Origin of the sequence: Marinomonas atlantica, assembly GCF_001639725.1 — a bacterium.
GTDB classification, from domain to species: domain Bacteria; phylum Pseudomonadota; class Gammaproteobacteria; order Pseudomonadales; family Marinomonadaceae; genus Marinomonas; species Marinomonas atlantica.
This window is the reverse complement of sequence record NZ_LTAW01000004.1, coordinates 113,655-129,728: the sequence shown is the minus strand read 5'-3', so window position 1 is coordinate 129,728 and position 16,074 is coordinate 113,655. Positions and strand designations below refer to the sequence as shown.

General features: G+C 42.7%; 11 protein-coding genes and 1 pseudogene. All 12 read right to left on the bottom strand.

Features of this window, described 5'->3' with window-relative positions; genetic code table 11:
• Positions 1-8 precede the first annotated feature (8 nt).
• Positions 9-620, bottom strand: a complete 612-nt coding sequence (gene cheD, locus AYW75_RS08160; RefSeq protein WP_067098070.1) for a chemoreceptor glutamine deamidase CheD — start codon at positions 618-620, stop codon at positions 9-11.
• 10 nt (positions 621-630) lie between these two features.
• Positions 631-1,428 (bottom strand): CheR family methyltransferase, encoded by a 798-nt coding sequence (locus AYW75_RS08155; RefSeq protein ID WP_067098067.1) that lies wholly within the window; start codon positions 1,426-1,428, stop codon positions 631-633.
• 38 nt (positions 1,429-1,466) lie between these two features.
• Positions 1,467-2,423, bottom strand: a pseudogene (locus tag AYW75_RS19220) (methyl-accepting chemotaxis protein); the annotation flags it as partial.
• Positions 2,424-3,534: 1,111 nt separating this feature from the next.
• The gene (locus AYW75_RS19130) at positions 3,535-5,418 is read right to left on the bottom strand and encodes a methyl-accepting chemotaxis protein (protein ID WP_067098061.1); all 1,884 of its coding nucleotides are present in this window, start codon (positions 5,416-5,418) and stop codon (positions 3,535-3,537) included.
• A gap of 92 nt (positions 5,419-5,510) precedes the next feature.
• Entirely contained in the window at positions 5,511-5,993 is a 483-nt protein-coding gene (locus AYW75_RS08140) for a chemotaxis protein CheW (protein WP_067098058.1), read from the bottom strand.
• The gene (locus AYW75_RS08135; RefSeq protein ID WP_067098055.1) at positions 5,971-8,184 is read right to left on the bottom strand and encodes a chemotaxis protein CheA; all 2,214 of its coding nucleotides are present in this window, start codon (positions 8,182-8,184) and stop codon (positions 5,971-5,973) included. The genes AYW75_RS08140 and AYW75_RS08135 overlap by 23 nt, the downstream gene beginning before the upstream one ends.
• Positions 8,185-8,220: 36 nt before the next feature.
• The gene (locus AYW75_RS08130) at positions 8,221-8,586 is read right to left on the bottom strand and encodes a response regulator (protein ID WP_067098052.1); all 366 of its coding nucleotides are present in this window, start codon (positions 8,584-8,586) and stop codon (positions 8,221-8,223) included.
• A gap of 8 nt (positions 8,587-8,594) precedes the next feature.
• Positions 8,595-10,253: an ATP-binding SpoIIE family protein phosphatase gene (locus AYW75_RS08125; protein WP_067098050.1), complete on the bottom strand. Its 1,659-nt coding sequence runs from the start codon at positions 10,251-10,253 to the stop codon at positions 8,595-8,597.
• A 9-nt stretch (positions 10,254-10,262) separates the two neighbouring features.
• Positions 10,263-10,541 (bottom strand): STAS domain-containing protein, encoded by a 279-nt coding sequence (locus AYW75_RS08120; RefSeq protein ID WP_067098047.1) that lies wholly within the window; start codon positions 10,539-10,541, stop codon positions 10,263-10,265.
• Between the two features lie 17 nt (positions 10,542-10,558).
• A complete protein-coding gene (locus AYW75_RS19125; protein WP_082856446.1) occupies positions 10,559-11,701 on the bottom strand; it encodes a methyl-accepting chemotaxis protein in 1,143 nt (380 codons plus the stop codon).
• An 810-nt stretch (positions 11,702-12,511) separates the two neighbouring features.
• Complete coding sequence (locus AYW75_RS08110) at positions 12,512-13,906, bottom strand: sigma-54-dependent transcriptional regulator (protein WP_067098044.1); 1,395 nt, start codon at positions 13,904-13,906, stop codon at positions 12,512-12,514.
• Positions 13,899-15,788, bottom strand: a complete 1,890-nt coding sequence (locus tag AYW75_RS08105) for a sensor histidine kinase (protein WP_067098041.1) — start codon at positions 15,786-15,788, stop codon at positions 13,899-13,901. The genes AYW75_RS08110 and AYW75_RS08105 overlap by 8 nt, the downstream gene beginning before the upstream one ends.
• Positions 15,789-16,074: the final 286 nt, after the last annotated feature.

Genomic DNA, 16,074 nt, shown 5'->3' with positions numbered 1-16,074 from the left:
TCCCTTAATTAGAAAAGATCAATATCGCCAGAATCAACCTGACTTTCAACCACTGCTTTTTGATAGCGCTGCTCTTTATCGATCAGTTCATCGCTGTAATGGTTTTTAAGCTTCTTCATCATCGCCTTTCCGGTCACAGGGAAGAAGTTAACACGCCTCGGATAAATATCTAGAAGGTCTGATGCATCAATCGGAATGCCTTCATTATGCAAGTAGCCTTTAATAAACTCTGCATTATTCTGACCTACATTACTGTGAACCATGCCTTTAATGACAGCCCCTCCACCGAATATTTTGGCTCTAAATCGATCTCGGCGACCACCGATCTTAACTAAATGATTGATTAGCATTTCCATAGCATAGACACCATAGCGACCTGAAGCAGATAACAAATCGTTAGGGTCCCCTTCTGGTAACAAAAAATGGTTCATACCTCCCACCCGAGAGATAGGATCATATAAACACACAGCCACACACGAGCCCAATAAAGTCGTGATCATCATTTCGTTGTCGGTGGCGAAGTATTCGCCTGGCAGAACTTTCATTGCATCTATGTCAAACTGACGATCAAAGTAATGCTTGGTTGCCAAGTGCTCCTGCGCGGCATCTCTTAAAGCCATAAAGCCTCCTTTAAACCTTTCTATAAGCGGTTCGGCCAACAGGTGTCATCAAATGCCCCAAATGATTGAAGTTTTCTGAATGACCTGCAATATACAGCCCACCTGGACGAAGCTTCTCGAGTAATTTTTCGAGGATTTGTACTTGCGTCTCTTTATCAAAATAAATCATTACGTTTCTGCAGAAAATCACATCCATACCGGATTCGATCGGATAACTGCTGTCTAACAAGTTTACTTGCTTAAACTCGACTAAATTTCGTAGCTGAGGAACAACACGAGCCTTACCGGTATTTTGGCCTTTACCACGCAAGAAGAAATTTTTCTTATTGGCAATGGCTTCTACTTTATCCATGGGATAAATACCGTCACTGGCTTTATTCAAAACACTGCTGTCAATATCTGATGCCACAATCTTTATAGGTGTATCAAATTGACCTAACGACTTCACTACCGTCATAGCGATCGAGTAAGGCTCTTCGCCAGTACTCGAAGCAGCGCACCAAATATTCCTACACTGCTCACCTGACTGAATAAACTCACTTAGCAATTCAAAATGATGGGGCTCGCGAAAAAAAGATGTTAGGTTCGTCGTTAGAGCATTAATAAAGCTCTCTTGCTCTGCGGGATGGTTTTCTAAATAGCTTAAGTACTGCTTAACTGAATTTAAGCCTAACTTGCGAACTCTAGGCGCCAGCCGACTATAAACTAAAGAGACTTTACTCTCTGCTAGGTTAATACCAGCAAGTGCACGAAGCTCTGCTCGGACCTTCTTAAAGTCCGAGTCTGTATAAGAAAACTCACGATCCATAGCGAAGAACCTTTACTAGCAATAGGAAGTTAATGCTCTCAATGATTTGAGAGCATTAATGTTGAGTCAGAACGTCCTTTATCGATGTTGAATCGTTGGACATGCTGTTGCAAATTTGAGGCCTGAGAACGCATACTATCAGCAGAAGCAGAAGCCTCTTCAACAAGTGCCGCATTCTGCTGCGTCATTTCATCCATTCGAACAACCGCTTGGTTAATTTCGTCTAGACCTGTCGCTTGATCTGAAGAGGCAGAGGATACTTGAGACATCAATTGATTTACTTGGCTGATTGAGCTTTCAATCTGTTCCATAATTTGACCAGATTGATGAACCAACTTATTACCTTCCTCAACCTTTGATACAGAGTCAGAAATAAGTTCTTTGATATCTTTCGCTGCATTAGCAGAACGCTGCGCTAAGGTACGAACCTCCGATGCGACCACAGCAAAGCCTCGACCCTGCTCGCCTGCTCTTGCCGCTTCAACCGCGGCATTCAATGCTAAGATATTTGTTTGGAAAGCAATACCGTCGATAATACTGATGATGTCCGAGATTTCTTGAGACGCATCGTTAATCTTAGACATTGTCGCAACCACATCTTTAATCTGTAAACCACCCTGCACTGCAACGTTAGAAGCATCATTCGCAAGTGAACTCGCGCTGTGGACATTTTCTGATGTTTGACGAACATTACCTGTCATTACATCCATACTTGATGCTGTTTCTTCTAAGTTTGACGCTTGACTTTCTGTACGAGCTGACAAGTCTGCATTACCTTGGGCTATTTCAGATGCCGCATGATTTATAGTATCAGCGGCCTCTTGAATCTCACCTACCATGCTGGTTAGATTTTCGCAGGTTTCATTACAGTAACGTTTAAGATTATCAAACTGACCTTCATAGTCTTTAGTAATCCGTTGTGTTAGATCGCCTTCAGAAAGCGCCATCAACACTCGACCTACATCCGCAAGACCATGGTCTGCAGTCCCCATCAGTTCATTCAAAGATTTCGCCATAAATAACATGAAGTCTTGCTTGTCTTCTTCTTTCGCTCGAACAGTAAAGTTACCAGCTGTTGCCTGGCTAACAAGTTCACTAATTTCTCGCTGGGAAAGTACTTCATTTGTACGGTCTAACCACTCGACAACAGAACCTATACGACTACCGTCATCGGCAAAAATAGGGTTTGCAGTCAAACGAAAATGCAAACCAGCCACTTGGATCTCAGCTTGGTGGCGACTCTCCAGCATGCTTAGAAGGTCAGCTTGATGTTTAGGGTTTTTATGAAAGATATCCATTTTTGAGCCGACAATGGTATCTACTTTGAAATGTGGTAATACAACTTGCAGCTCTTGCTCTACACCTCGAAGCATTTTTTCAACTGAGCGGTTCATATACACAATCGTACGTTCAGCATCTGCAATCATCACATTCGTAGACGTTGCATTTAACGCCTGAAGAATACGAGTAGATTCAACTGCTCGCGCAAGACTGTCAGCTTCAGCTGTAGAGATATCGTCTTGTTTAATCTTTAACTCTCTAGCCACTTTCTGCAGAGGTTGCATCAAGCCTTCAAAAACACCATCACTTTTAAGCTTAGCCAAATCTGCATAACGCCCCGCTGAAATAGACGCCGCCGCTGTAGATACTTGACTTACAGCCGTCCTCAAGCTGCTCATGATCCAGAAAATCAATAGCAAAGCCAGCACACCCGCACCGATAGACAAAAGCACTGTAAGGCTATTATCTAACATCGTTGAAGATGAATTAGATGTAGCTAATTGCACTTCATTCAACAAGCTATTAACGATCATGCTTTGCTGCTCAAAAGCTTGCGAAGCTGAAATAGACCCTGTTTCCACGCTCGATTGCACAAGCTCATAAGTTAAAGCAAGTTCATCTACTCGAGACTGTCCACCTTGCATTAACGAATCTGAAGACATCGACTGATTGTCTAGTAACGTCCAAGTCGGTAAACCGACCGCAAACAACGTCACCACCAATAATAATATAAACTTCACGGATAGCTGAGAATTCACGGCTCGGTTCCTTAACTTTCAATTTTAGTGACTAATAGCTTTTAGCGACCTTAAACTAGGCTATTTATTAAAACTCCTCCCAACCATCTTCATCTTCTAAGCTTGGTTTAGGGATAGGCTTACTTTTTACAGGTGCTTTAACCGGAGGTGCTTTCTTAGGTAATGCAGGCGTTTTTCTTGGCGCAGGAATTTCAGCTCGCTTAGCAGGAATCGCTCTTCGCTGAGGCACTGATCCAGAATCATCGATGATGAATTGACTCATGTTTGTGGACAACTGATCCGCTTGATTCAGCAAGCTTTCAGATGCCGCAGCAGCTTCTTCTACTAAGGCTGCATTTTGCTGTGTCATTTCATCCATTTGAGAAACAGCTTTACCAATTTCATCAAGGCCAGAAGACTGCTCTACTGAAGCTGAAGAGATTTCAGACATAATACTGCTTACTTTCTTAATTGCTGCGACGATTTCTTTCATGGTATTGCCTGATTTATCAACCAGATCGTTACCCGTTGAAATTTTCGCCCCCGATTCAGAAATTAAACCTTTAATATCTTTTGCTGCATTCGCAGAACGCTGAGCCAATGTTCGAACTTCTGATGCAACGACAGCAAAACCTCTGCCTTGCTCACCCGCACGAGCCGCCTCAACGGCAGCATTCAGAGCCAAAATATTCGTTTGGAAAGCAATACCATCAATCATACCAATGATATCGGAAATTTTTTGCGATGACTCATTAATAGAAGCCATCGTCACAACAACCTCATCAATCAAATCTCCGCCTGCCATAGCGACTGTTTCAGCATTTTGCGCAAGTCCAGTTGCTTCTTTAGCATTATTCGAATTTTGACGAACTGTGCTGGTTATCTGCTCCATACTTGAAGCCGTTTCTTCAAGATTCGCCGCTTGCTGCTCAGTACGACGTGATAAGTCAGTATTGCCGTTCGAAATTTCTCTCGCACCGGTGTAAACCGCATCAGAAGCGTCTTTAATTTGAGCAATGATGTCAGTCATTGATAAAAGCAGGCCATTTACACCTTGGCATAATCCCAACAAAGAGCCTGTTTTACCATCAAGAGGTACACGCTTGGTAAGATCATTCGATACTGCTGCTTCAATGGCTTCGTTGACTTCTTCTACCGCAAGCTGCAATTGCTGCTCCGCTTCAACTTGAGCGGTAATGTCTGTGGCATACTTAACTACTTTATAGAGATTACCCAGTGCATCTCGAATAGGACTGTAGTTAGCTTGAATCCAAATAACTTTGCCGTCTTTACGAACTCGAGGAAAGCGCCCCACAAAATGTTCGCCACTCTTGAGCTTGCGCCAGAAATCTCGGTACTCTTCTGATTGACGATATACCTCGTCGACAAACATGCTGTGATGTTTACCGCGAACTTCTTCTAATGAATAGCCTAAGGCACTTAAAAAGTTGCTATTTGCAGTTTGAATATTACCGTCAAGATCAAATGAAATAACTGCCTGCGCATTCGATATAGCTTCAAGCTGGCTAATAAAATCAGCAGATTCGTTTTTCTTTTGAGTAATGTCAGACGCAAATTTAACAACCTTAAACGGCTTACCTTCCTCATCAAAAATAGGATTATAGCTTGCCTCAATCCAGATTCGCTTGTCTTGTTTTGTGATGCGACAAAACTCTCCCGATTGAAAATCACCACGAGCAAGTTTGGCCCAGAAATCACGATACTCAGTACTGTTGCGGTAAGCGTTATCCACGAAAAGGCTGTGATGTTTACCAACCACCTCATCAAGAGAATAACCAAGTGCATTTAAAAAGTTGTCATTCGCAAAAAGGATATTACCTTTTAAGTCAAATTCGATAACCGCTTGTGATTTTGACAGTGCATCAAGTTGACCTCGTAAATTAATCAACTCAGTTTGAGAGACAATAGTTTGCCCCTCTTCTAATGGTTTCGCAAATAAGCCTTTAAACATAATATTCAGCCTTCCTACCTAAATTTGTTGTCATTAAGGCACTTATACAGAACCTTGAATGATAAGCACCAAGTGGCAATACCGTTGCCTAACTAGGCAGTTTCAAAAATCCCTAACTCATCACTTGAAATAAGCGCTTCAATATCCACAATGATCACCATGTGATCTTCCAAAGCCGCTAAGCCATGTAGATACTGACTATCAAACGCCACACCAAATTCTGGCGCTGGTCTGATGTCATCCTCTTCTAAATTCATTACATCTGAGACACCGTCAACCACAATACCAACTATACGCTCGTGGATATTGAGCATAATGACGATCGTCCATTCGTTATAAGTCGCTTCACCAATACCAAATTTAATACGCAAATCAATAATTGGAACGATATCACCACGTAAATTAATTACGCCTTTAATAAAGTCCGGGGCATTTGCAATTTTAGTTGTTGCTTCATAACCGCGAATTTCTTTTACGGTCATAATATCCAAAGCATAGGTTTCATCACCTAGAACAAACGTTAAAAATTCGCGAGTTGGCATAGAAGAAACATTACCCTGCTGCTCTGACGGCATATGATGCGCCTCCTAAATCTGAACTAATAAATTGCGTCAATGAATCGACATCGAGAATAAGCGCGACGCCACCATCCCCCATGATGGTTGCACCTGCCACACCATCAACGCGGCGATAGTGACGTTCTAAACTTTTGATAACTACTTGCTGTTGGCCTTCAAGCGTATCGACGACTAACCCGAATCTGCTTTTAGCCGTTTCCACCAAAACGACGATGCTTTGAGTCAGATCTAGTGAATCGATGCTTTCTGCCCGCCCCCCGAGTCGTTTGCCAATATCAACCAAGGGCCAATATTCTTCACGAGCCCATAAAATTTTACTGCCTTTAATGACTCGTATTTGGTCGTTCATAGGTTGAATACTTTCAACTATGTTTACTAAAGGCACGACAAAGATTTGCTCTTCTGCTTGTACACACATGCCATCTAGGATCGCTAGCGTCAAAGGCAAACTGATAACAAATTCAGTTCCAATACCCTGAGAAGAGTTTATTTCAACACGACCGCCTAGAGACTCTATGTTTCTACGAACAACATCCATACCGACACCTCGACCAGAGACATCTGTGACCTCAGCCGCCGTAGAAAAGCCAGGTGCAAAAATAAGTTGCCAGACAGCTTCATCGGTTAAAGGATCTGGTAAATCAATCCCTTTTTCCTCTGCTTTGGCAACGATTCTTTCTCGATTCAAACCTGCCCCGTCATCCAAGATAGAAATAACAATTTCCCCACCTTTTTGAACGGCTGACAGTCTAACAGTGCCTTTTTCAGACTTCCCGCTAGCAGCACGAATCTCGGGGCTTTCGATACCATGGTCAACACTGTTGCGGATTAAATGCGTTAATGGATCGGAAATTTTTTCAACTAAATTTTTATCAATCTCTGTGCTCGCACCTTCGATTACAAGCTCTATTTGCTTCTCCATTTTGACCGACAAGTCACGAACTAAACGTGGGAACCGGTTAAATACAAAAGAGATCGGCAACATGCGCACAGACATAACGGCTTCTTGAATTTCTCGAGTATTGCGCTCAAGCTCCGCTAATGCGCCCAGCATTTTCTCAGCTATCTCTTCCTGAACATCTTTACCAATCAAGTTAAGCATAGACTGAGTAATTACAAGCTCACCAACTAAATTCACCAACTTATCAATTTTGACCGTTTCTACACGAATACTGGTGGCTTCGGTATTTTTAGCTTCGCTTGCACTTTTTGCAGGTGCTTTAGATTTTGTTGAGAGTTTTGAAGACTGTAGCTCATTTTTAGGTGTTTCTGCACTTCCTTCATTCTTGGGATAAAGCCCATAGCCATTCGCATTATCAACTTTGTCTTGTACTTGGCGTGCTTTCATCTTTTCATCAAAGAAGCCATAACCTTCTTCTTTTGATTGAGCACTTTTCGGCTCTGCTGAGCTATCGCCCTCAAGCTGATCAACAGTTTCTGAGGTCGTTTCAGGGTTAGGTTGATCATCCTGGTCAAAGAAGCCAAAACCTTCTATTTCTTCATCAGGCTGATTAGACTCAGGCTCGCTGTTTTCATCAAAAAAACCAAAACCTTGATCATCCTCTGTCTCAGACGCCTCTGCAGAAATATTCTCATCAAAGAATCCAAAGCCGTCACCATCATTTGAAGATGAGTCAACTTGAACAGGAGGTTCATCATCAAAAAAACCAAAGCCTTGATCTTCGTCTGAATCAGATGGTGCGTCCTCAAAGAACCCAAATCCATCTTCCTCATCCGGCTCAGAGGTAGAAGCCTCACTTGAATCAATATCGTTGGGACTTTCAACAGGCAAACCACTCGCAACAGCGGCCAACTCATTCTCTAAGCGCTGCTTACTAACTTCTACTGTATCCCAATCAATCTCTTCATCATTTCGGTACCTATTGAGAATATCTTTAAGTACATCTACCGTTTCGAGTAAGACCGTAATCAGTTCATTTGTTAATTCAAGCTCCTCATTTCGAGCCAAATCCAACATATTTTCCATGACATGAGTTAACCCAGTCATGGCAGTAAAGCCAAAAATTGCACTCCCCCCTTTTATGGAGTGGGCGGCCCGGAATACACTGTTAAGCTCCTCAATGTCTGGAGCATCAACGTTATAATCCAGTAACAATGTTTCCATTGTTTCTAAGTGCTCTTGAGCCTCTTCAAAAAAGGCATCATTAAACTGACTTAAGTTATCCATCTTACTCTCCGAGTAGACCGTTACCGGTTTATTTCGTTAGCGCAAAACCTTCGACACAACTTCTAGCAGTTTTTTAGGATCAAATGGCTTAACCATCCATCCCGTCGCACCAGCAGCTTTACCTTTTTGTTTCATCGCATCACTTGCCTCTGTTGTTAGTACAATCAGTGGCGTACGAGAATAAGCAGGTATTGCTCGTAATGACTTAATCAAAGTAACGCCATCCATATTCGGCATGTTTTGGTCTGTTAATACAAAATCGAATCGCTCAGCCTTGCAAAAGTTCAACGCCTCTTGGCCGTCCTTTGCTGCCTTGACCGAGTACCCAGCCCCTTTTAATGTCATTTCAACCATTTGACGAACTGATGGTGAATCATCAACGATAAGCAGCTTCTTGCTCATAAAGACCTCTAATATTCCAAAGTAACATGGGTAGTGTTTGTTTCTTGATCGTAGAAAAATGTTTCGCACATAGAGGTGATTAATTTGATTCCACGTCCATATGCTGCTGTATCATCAGCTTTTTCAATATTTTCTACTACGTAACCGGCGCCGCTATCGCTTAAGGTGATAGATAAAGTATGTTCCATATCATTCCACTTAACCTCTATCATCACTTTATCTAATGATGAAACGGCAACTTTTTTTTGCTCCCTCATTGAGAGATACGTAATAAAATCTTCTTCTTTTAAATTTGACGGTATATTAAAAATACCGTGATCTACAGCGTTTACCAATAACTCTGTAACAACTGTAAACACTTTTTGACAAAACTCTTTATTAAAGCCGTAAGTACTTAATAAATCAGACAGACTAAACGCAAATTTATCGTTATTTAAAGAGGAACCACGTAACTCAAACGAGAATTCAAAACTTCCTGGTACCTGTAAATCTTCTGGCTCATCTTGTCTAAGCTCTTCTTGGATACGTACAAGGTCCAGCACAGCGAGTGTCATATCGTCATGGTCCTTTGTCTCCCCTTCGAACTGCTCATAGCCATGCATTAAGGATAATAAAGCATGTGAATCGTCTAAGTTTTTGGCAATGATGTCATACCCTTCGCTAAATGGAATCGTACGACCATCAATAGCTTTGTTTTCTATTAATCCATCGCTAAACATCGCTAATTTACTGATTTTACTTAAATCAAAAGACTGCATTTTTGTACTGATTAAATCTTCAGGCAAGATACCAATGGCAACGTTTTTCGATGTCACTTTTGTTAGCTCGCCATCTTGATCAAACATTAGCGCAGCTGGCATACCGCCGTTCCAGACCTTCAAAGTATTTTCTTTTGGCGCAATCTCAAGCAAAATCGCGGCAACAAAACGGTTCTGAGGAATCGACTGATTATGCTTAGAGCTCAGCTCTCTCAGTATTGCTCCCAGTGACAGCCCTTTACTTACCATCGCTGCAAACGTTGACACCATAGGGTAGATAGTAAGTGCTGCAGCCATGCCATGCCCAGTAGCATCCGCTAACATTACGATCAAACTTCCATTAGGCGCCTTAGCCGAAAGCAACATGTCACCACAAAAACGGCCTGATGATCGAATAACAACGTCTAGCCCATCAATCTTAGTTGTGTGAACTTTAAGTATATGATTGTAGACATAATGCGCTAGCTCTTCTTCTTGCTCTTTTTCATGCGCAATTTTTTGGTACATTTCATTTGCGTCGAAGAGCGCTTTTTCGGTTTCATAACTTTTAATGAAACTACGGACTCGGCTTGCAAGTAAAATTGGGTGCACAGGTTTATTAATAAAATCTCGCACCCCTAATTCAAAAAACTCAGAAACACGATTTTGCTCATAGTCTCCGGTCATAACAAGAATTGGAACAAGGGCGTGACTGCTTCTAAGTTTAGCGACTAATGAGGTGGACTCACCATCAGGTAAATGTACGTCAAGCAAAAACAAAGAAATATCATGCTTTTGAATAAGCGCTTCCGCTTCAGCTATACTCGCAGCAACGACCGATTTAATCCCTTGCGTTGTTAGAGACTTCGAAACGATTAGTCGGGTACTGAGATCATCTTCTAAAATTAGAACACAGTTTTCAGATGGCATTATTTCGACCTATTCATACTCAAACAAAGTATTGAAGTTCGCCATTTCAAGAATGTCTTTAGCAGTACCTGATGCATTACGAATGTAACCTTTACCACCAACACCACTCAACTTTCTACGAAGCAACACCATCATTCCTAATGCAGATGAATCAATATAAGACACTCGAGAAAAATCCAATACAATTTGATTAGTGCTATCCATAGCGCTCTCATAAGCTTCTGTAAACCATTTATGAGTACTGAAGTCGAATCGCTCTGGAATGCTGATTACTGCTGGTTGAGACATAGCGTTTCCTAAATAAATTAAAATAAGTCGATATCGCCGCTGTCCACGTCTTGCTGTGATACAGGGTTATGACGTTCTTTACTGCGAAGCTTGATCATTTCTAGCTTATCTTTAAGTACATGCTCAAGATCTTCAAAAGAGGTGTGTTTGATACTCTCTAAATGTTCAGCAATGAATCTTAACGTATCAATCGTGTACTCAACATTTTGTCGATTAATATCATCAAACTGAAGCCCGCGTGTCGCTGAGAAGATAGCCTCATCAATACTTGTGGCCAAACCGTCTAATTCCTGAGTAACAACCGAGTCACTCTCAGCTTTTTCTACTATGTGCTGAAGAACCTGTTGCATATTGCGCTTAGATTCCATGATATAAGTCACATCATGTGCAGCCAACGTCTCCATTGATCGGGTTAATTCAGTTACTTGATTTTGGATTTTTTGAAGCTGCCCTTGAATCGCAACGCTGAATCCAGCAGAACGATTCGACAGACTTCGAACTTCGTCGGCAACCACCGCAAAACCTCGGCCAGCTTCACCTGCACGAGCAGCTTCAATTGCAGCATTTAAAGCAAGTAAATTTGTTTGTTCAGCGATGTCATCAATATCTTTAAGAGCCTTTGTGACAATCGGCATCTCTTCGTGTATTTCACTTACCTTACTAAGCAAGTCCATTGATTCAGCAGACATTTCAACAGTGGTATTAATAAAGCGATCAAGAGTCTTAGCGGTTTGATCAGCAAACTCTTGCATTACCTCACTGTGACTACGTGACCCATCGTGACCATCATTAATCAATGATCGAATGCACTCTGCTTGTTGACCGATCAATCGATGAGTATCGTCGAAAGAGCTGCTTAATACATCAATGGCACTCCGCTGAGTAGTCAATACATTTTCAAGGTCATCATTACAGATATCCAATAATGGTACTAACTCATCATGAAATAACTTATGCGCTTCAGTATGATCGTCAGAAGACACATCTGATGAAACATCGAAGTCGGAATCAGTTGCATGAGTAGCGTTGGGACGAGCTAGAAAAACGAGCAAACTTCCAGAAAGGAATAGAACAAAGAGCGCTGGCCAAAAGAAACCAGATAAAGCCAAACTAATCGCGACTGCGACAGCAAAAATGTGTGTCATAGACAACTTTAGCATAAAACAATCCTTATGATTATTCATAATTGCTAGGCGCTTCGTGCTATTAGCAATTATATAATCAAGCTAAATGCACCCTTCTTAATAAAAGTGATTATAAGCTATTCCTAATTCTTTTCATCCTTGACTAACGAAACATTACAATTTGTAAGTTGTTATTTTCAATACAATTTACATTAGAGCTTACAAATATTACACATAGATTAACACCTCAAAACAATAATGATTAAAGTGTCACTATGAGCAAGATAGCGTGCTCGCACTATTCTGGCCAATGTATCGAACTAGTGACATTCACCAAGCTCAAATTCGCTAAATAAAGCGATAACATTAACTCCCTCAACAATGCACAGAAAACTATTAATAATCTACAACTATAAACATAAAACCATTAAACCTAAATCATAGCTTAGTCTAAATTGGCTTTTTTGACTAAAAAATACTTATAAACCTTCCTCCAATAAATCATGATTAAAAACAACCTAAAATCACTTTGATGCGTTTAAATCCTTGCTACAGTCATTAAGATGATTTATGACGGCCCTCAATCCCCGAACTATTTGAAATAATTTCAATGTAAAACATTGAGGTTAGATTAGGTTGCATTGACACTAAGTGGCTCAAAGACATATTTGATAGAATACAATCCTATAACCCCAACCTACTATGCTGAAGCACCGAGACTAGATAACATATATTGGCCCGTTTGGAGTGCAATATGGTTTTCATATCTGTGGGTGAGAACTGGTCCATGTTTAACTTCCTTGTCTGCTTGTGCTCATTAGTCTTTTATCATGTATTCATCATCCGTCACACCCCATAGCGCTCAATCTTTTTAATCAATCCTTGGCGCGATAAACCTAGCATTTTTGCGGCTTGGGTTTTGTTGCCAGCCGACTGTTTGAGTGCATGTTGGATCAGGCGGACTTCAAGCTTTTGCACTTGAACGTCTAACGATTCCTCTAGTGTTATATCCGCATGATCAAGAGTTAAGCTGGCGTTATGCGATGGTTCAATTGGTGCTGCAGGTGCGTCAAAATTCAAGAGGTTGATTTCATCCAGTGTTATCTGACCAGCCACACAAATAGCGGCGACGCTTTCAAGGGTGTTTTTAAGCTCTCGCACATTGCCTGGCCACAATCGGTTTCTAAACCAATGCAGTGCGTCGGGCGACAGTGCCAACGAACGAGCGTGCTTGCGCTCCAAGTCGCTGATAAAGGTTTGCAGTAAAATAGGAATATCTTGTGGGCGTTTATCTAACGCCTGCGTTTCAATCCCAACACCTTTAATGCGGTAATATAAGTCTTCACGAAAGGCATTTTGACTGACTAGCTCGACTAGGTCTGCGTTGGTTGCGGACACGATACGCACGTCAATGCTCTGCAATGTTCGGCCACCCACGGCATAGAAAGTGCCTTCTTGCAGCACACGTAATAACTTCACTTGCATGGGCGCTGGCATTTCAGCGATCTCATCAAGGAACAAGGTCCCTTTGTCCGCTAACGTTAACAGCCCTTGCTTGTCTTTCTCCGCGCCAGTAAACGTACCTTTCACATGACCAAACAGTTCACTTTCCAGCAGTTCAGCCGGTATCGCGCCACAGTGCACTGAGATAAAAGGCCCTTGCGCACGCGTACTTAAATCGTGCAGCGCCCTAGAAATCACCTCCTTGCCTGTCCCCGAAGGCCCTGTTACTAAAACGCGCACGTCGGTCGGCGCGATACGCTCAATCAGCGCACGAATCTTTTGAGCATTATCGGATAAACCAATATAGACCTCTGCACCATGCTTTGTTGCGGTGCTTTGTAAGCGCTGCAACTCTTGCTCCAAACGTGTTTTCGCTAATGCGCGACGCACCACAACGGCCAACATATCGGGATCAACAGGCTTGGCAATAAAGTCCCAAGCGCCTTGAGCAATCGCTTGTAGCGACAACTCTCGCTCAGCATGCCCCGTAATAATAATAATTGGACAACCCTCAAATTCAGGCATTGCCAACAATGTTTTTTGCGGGTCAAAGTGCGGTGGCAACGATAAATCCAGCAGCACTAAATCAGGCCTTCCATGAATCTGTTTTGCTTCTAAAGCCTCTGAGACAGAGCCGACACTTTTAACCCTGAAGCCTTGCTGGGATAACCAGCTACCCGCTAATTCACGAAAAGCAGGCTCATCATCCACTAATAAAATATAATTTTTATCAGACATTTAAAGGTTCTCCTGAATGCTGATGTACAACATTGAGTGGCAAGCTAAATTCAAACGTCACCGGCCAACCGCAGTCATGTCGATGGACAACCTGCCCTGAATGGGCGTCTAAAATTCGCCTTACGATGGCCAACCCCAAACCACTGCCTCCGCTTCGTTTGGTAACAAAGGGGCGAAACAATTCACCACCTTGAAGCGATGCCTCCAACGCTGGGCCATTATTATGAATTCGACAAATAAATGATTGAGCATCGGTTTGAGCTTCAACACAGATCGAGCCATCTGTTTGATTGCGCACATACGCCAAAGCATTGTCGACTAAATTGATGAACACTTGTTGTAAACGATGGGGATCGGCTTGCACCGTTACGTCATCTGTCAGTTGCAGCGTCATTAAAACGTTTTCCGTATTAAGGGATGAAATCACGCTGTTTATCAGCGGCTTTATTGAAACCGGTTGGTATTGCAGAGTTATCTTTCCAGAGTAGACCAGCATGTCACTTACCAGTCGATCGGCTCGAGTCAGTTGCTCTTGGATGTGTCGTCGAGTGTCCGCAGGCGCATTGTAGGAAGCCATGGAAATAATGTTCAAAGGATTACGAAGCTCATGCGCCATGGCCGCAGACAAACTGCCCAATTCAACTAAATGCTGTTCATCAAGACGCTTACGCTCTGTTTCAGCTAACGCTAACGAGCGCTCTAAGGCAGCGCAACTGGTGGCAAATAACGAGCCAAACACCTCCAACGTTAAGCGCATACCGGGGCTTAAGTCATCGCTGTTTTCACTGTGTGAAAACCAGCCGGACTCGGCTTTATCAAGTACTAGATAGTGCCCATCAGACTTGGCATGACCGGATAAACAGATACTAACTGGCAAACGCAATTGCTGTAGTAATAATGACTCCCCCTCTGCCACCAAGTCATGCCAAGATTTCGCCTGTCCCAACTGGCGATTCCAGTGTTCCAGTATCTGCTCATTGAGCACGGCGCCAGGAAACACCATCCGCTCGGACAATTGTCGTGCCCATGGATAGACCACAGCCGCAATTAAGAGCACCACAAGAGAATACAACCAGAGCTGCCAGATCGGTACGTTGGTTAACGCAACCAGCCCGATTCGCCCAGAAAAAGTCCCCAAGACCGCAATCACACACAGGACAACCAGCATCATGACCAACACCAGCAGCGCTCGGTTAGCGAAGCGGTTCACCGCCAATATTTGATAGCGCACAACCCCGTAAACCAACAACAGCAAGTAGCTGGGTAACAGCAACATTGGATACGGAAAAACGTTAATCCCCAAAGAAGGGAAAATAAAACTGGTGGCCAATAGTAAGCCCCATGCGCCTACCCCAAACATAGCGAGAATGGAGCGACGCTTATTCCCCGAATGCTGCTGCCACCCTAAAAGTAATACCCCGTGACCTGCGATACCCACCAACACCGTGTAACCTAAATTTATCGCGCCAAGCTGGTTAAAGATGAAAAATGGTCGCCCATCAATCAACGGAGTAGTATCCCCTGCCCCTACCCAAACGCTGTAAATCATCACCATCACACTGGTCAGATAGACACAGGGCATATAGCGAGAAAGAGCGTTTAACCAAGGGCGCTGAGCTGGGCCTTCATTGACAAAAAGCACCGCGAAATGCAGAAAAAAGGTCGGCATAAGAGGATTAGCCAGTAACAGAAACATACCTATTGCGTGCTGTTCATGAAAGAGCGCTAAGTGCCCAAAACACCACAGCGCCATCATCACAGCAAAGCCTGCTAAAGCCATTAAATCGCGCTGCTTATCGGCGCGCCATATCAACCAGCCCGCTACCAGTACACCACATACACTGGTCACCCAGATAGAAAGCTCAAACACTGTCGACAACATCAAAACGTAAACCTCGTTTACACCTAAAACCCAACCTTAATCGTAAACATAGTTTACACTCTCTTCAAATGGTATTTTTTATACTTTAAATTCAACAACTTAAAACATATAACCACTTTGGCACATAGGTTGCTTTAACCAATTAAACATGACTTATCTCATAATCATAACGAAAACCGAGGCAATCCCTATGGAACTTCAAACTTTACTGATCGATAGCATGGTACTTATCAGCATTATCTTATTAGCGATTGCACCCCTTGCCGTTAGGCGCTGGCAAGGGAGG

What these genes read in the sequence shown, in the direction of transcription:
- AYW75_RS08155 (WP_067098067.1), bottom strand. Translation starts at nt 1,428, where the DNA reads ATGGATCGTGAGTTTTCTTATACAGACTCGGACTTTAAGAAGGTCCGA.
- cheD (WP_067098070.1), bottom strand. Translation starts at nt 620, where the DNA reads ATGGCTTTAAGAGATGCCGCGCAGGAGCACTTGGCAACCAAGCATTAC.
- AYW75_RS19125 (WP_082856446.1), bottom strand. Translation starts at nt 11,701, where the DNA reads ATGCTAAAGTTGTCTATGACACACATTTTTGCTGTCGCAGTCGCGATT.
- AYW75_RS19130 (WP_067098061.1), bottom strand. Translation starts at nt 5,418, where the DNA reads ATGTTTAAAGGCTTATTTGCGAAACCATTAGAAGAGGGGCAAACTATT.
- AYW75_RS08120 (WP_067098047.1), bottom strand. Translation starts at nt 10,541, where the DNA reads ATGTCTCAACCAGCAGTAATCAGCATTCCAGAGCGATTCGACTTCAGT.
- AYW75_RS08140 (WP_067098058.1), bottom strand. Translation starts at nt 5,993, where the DNA reads ATGCCGTCAGAGCAGCAGGGTAATGTTTCTTCTATGCCAACTCGCGAA.
- AYW75_RS08105 (WP_067098041.1), bottom strand. Translation starts at nt 15,788, where the DNA reads ATGTTGTCGACAGTGTTTGAGCTTTCTATCTGGGTGACCAGTGTATGT.
- AYW75_RS08125 (WP_067098050.1), bottom strand. Translation starts at nt 10,253, where the DNA reads ATGCCATCTGAAAACTGTGTTCTAATTTTAGAAGATGATCTCAGTACC.
- AYW75_RS08130 (WP_067098052.1), bottom strand. Translation starts at nt 8,586, where the DNA reads ATGAGCAAGAAGCTGCTTATCGTTGATGATTCACCATCAGTTCGTCAA.
- AYW75_RS08110 (WP_067098044.1), bottom strand. Translation starts at nt 13,906, where the DNA reads ATGTCTGATAAAAATTATATTTTATTAGTGGATGATGAGCCTGCTTTT.
- AYW75_RS08135 (WP_067098055.1), bottom strand. Translation starts at nt 8,184, where the DNA reads ATGGATAACTTAAGTCAGTTTAATGATGCCTTTTTTGAAGAGGCTCAA.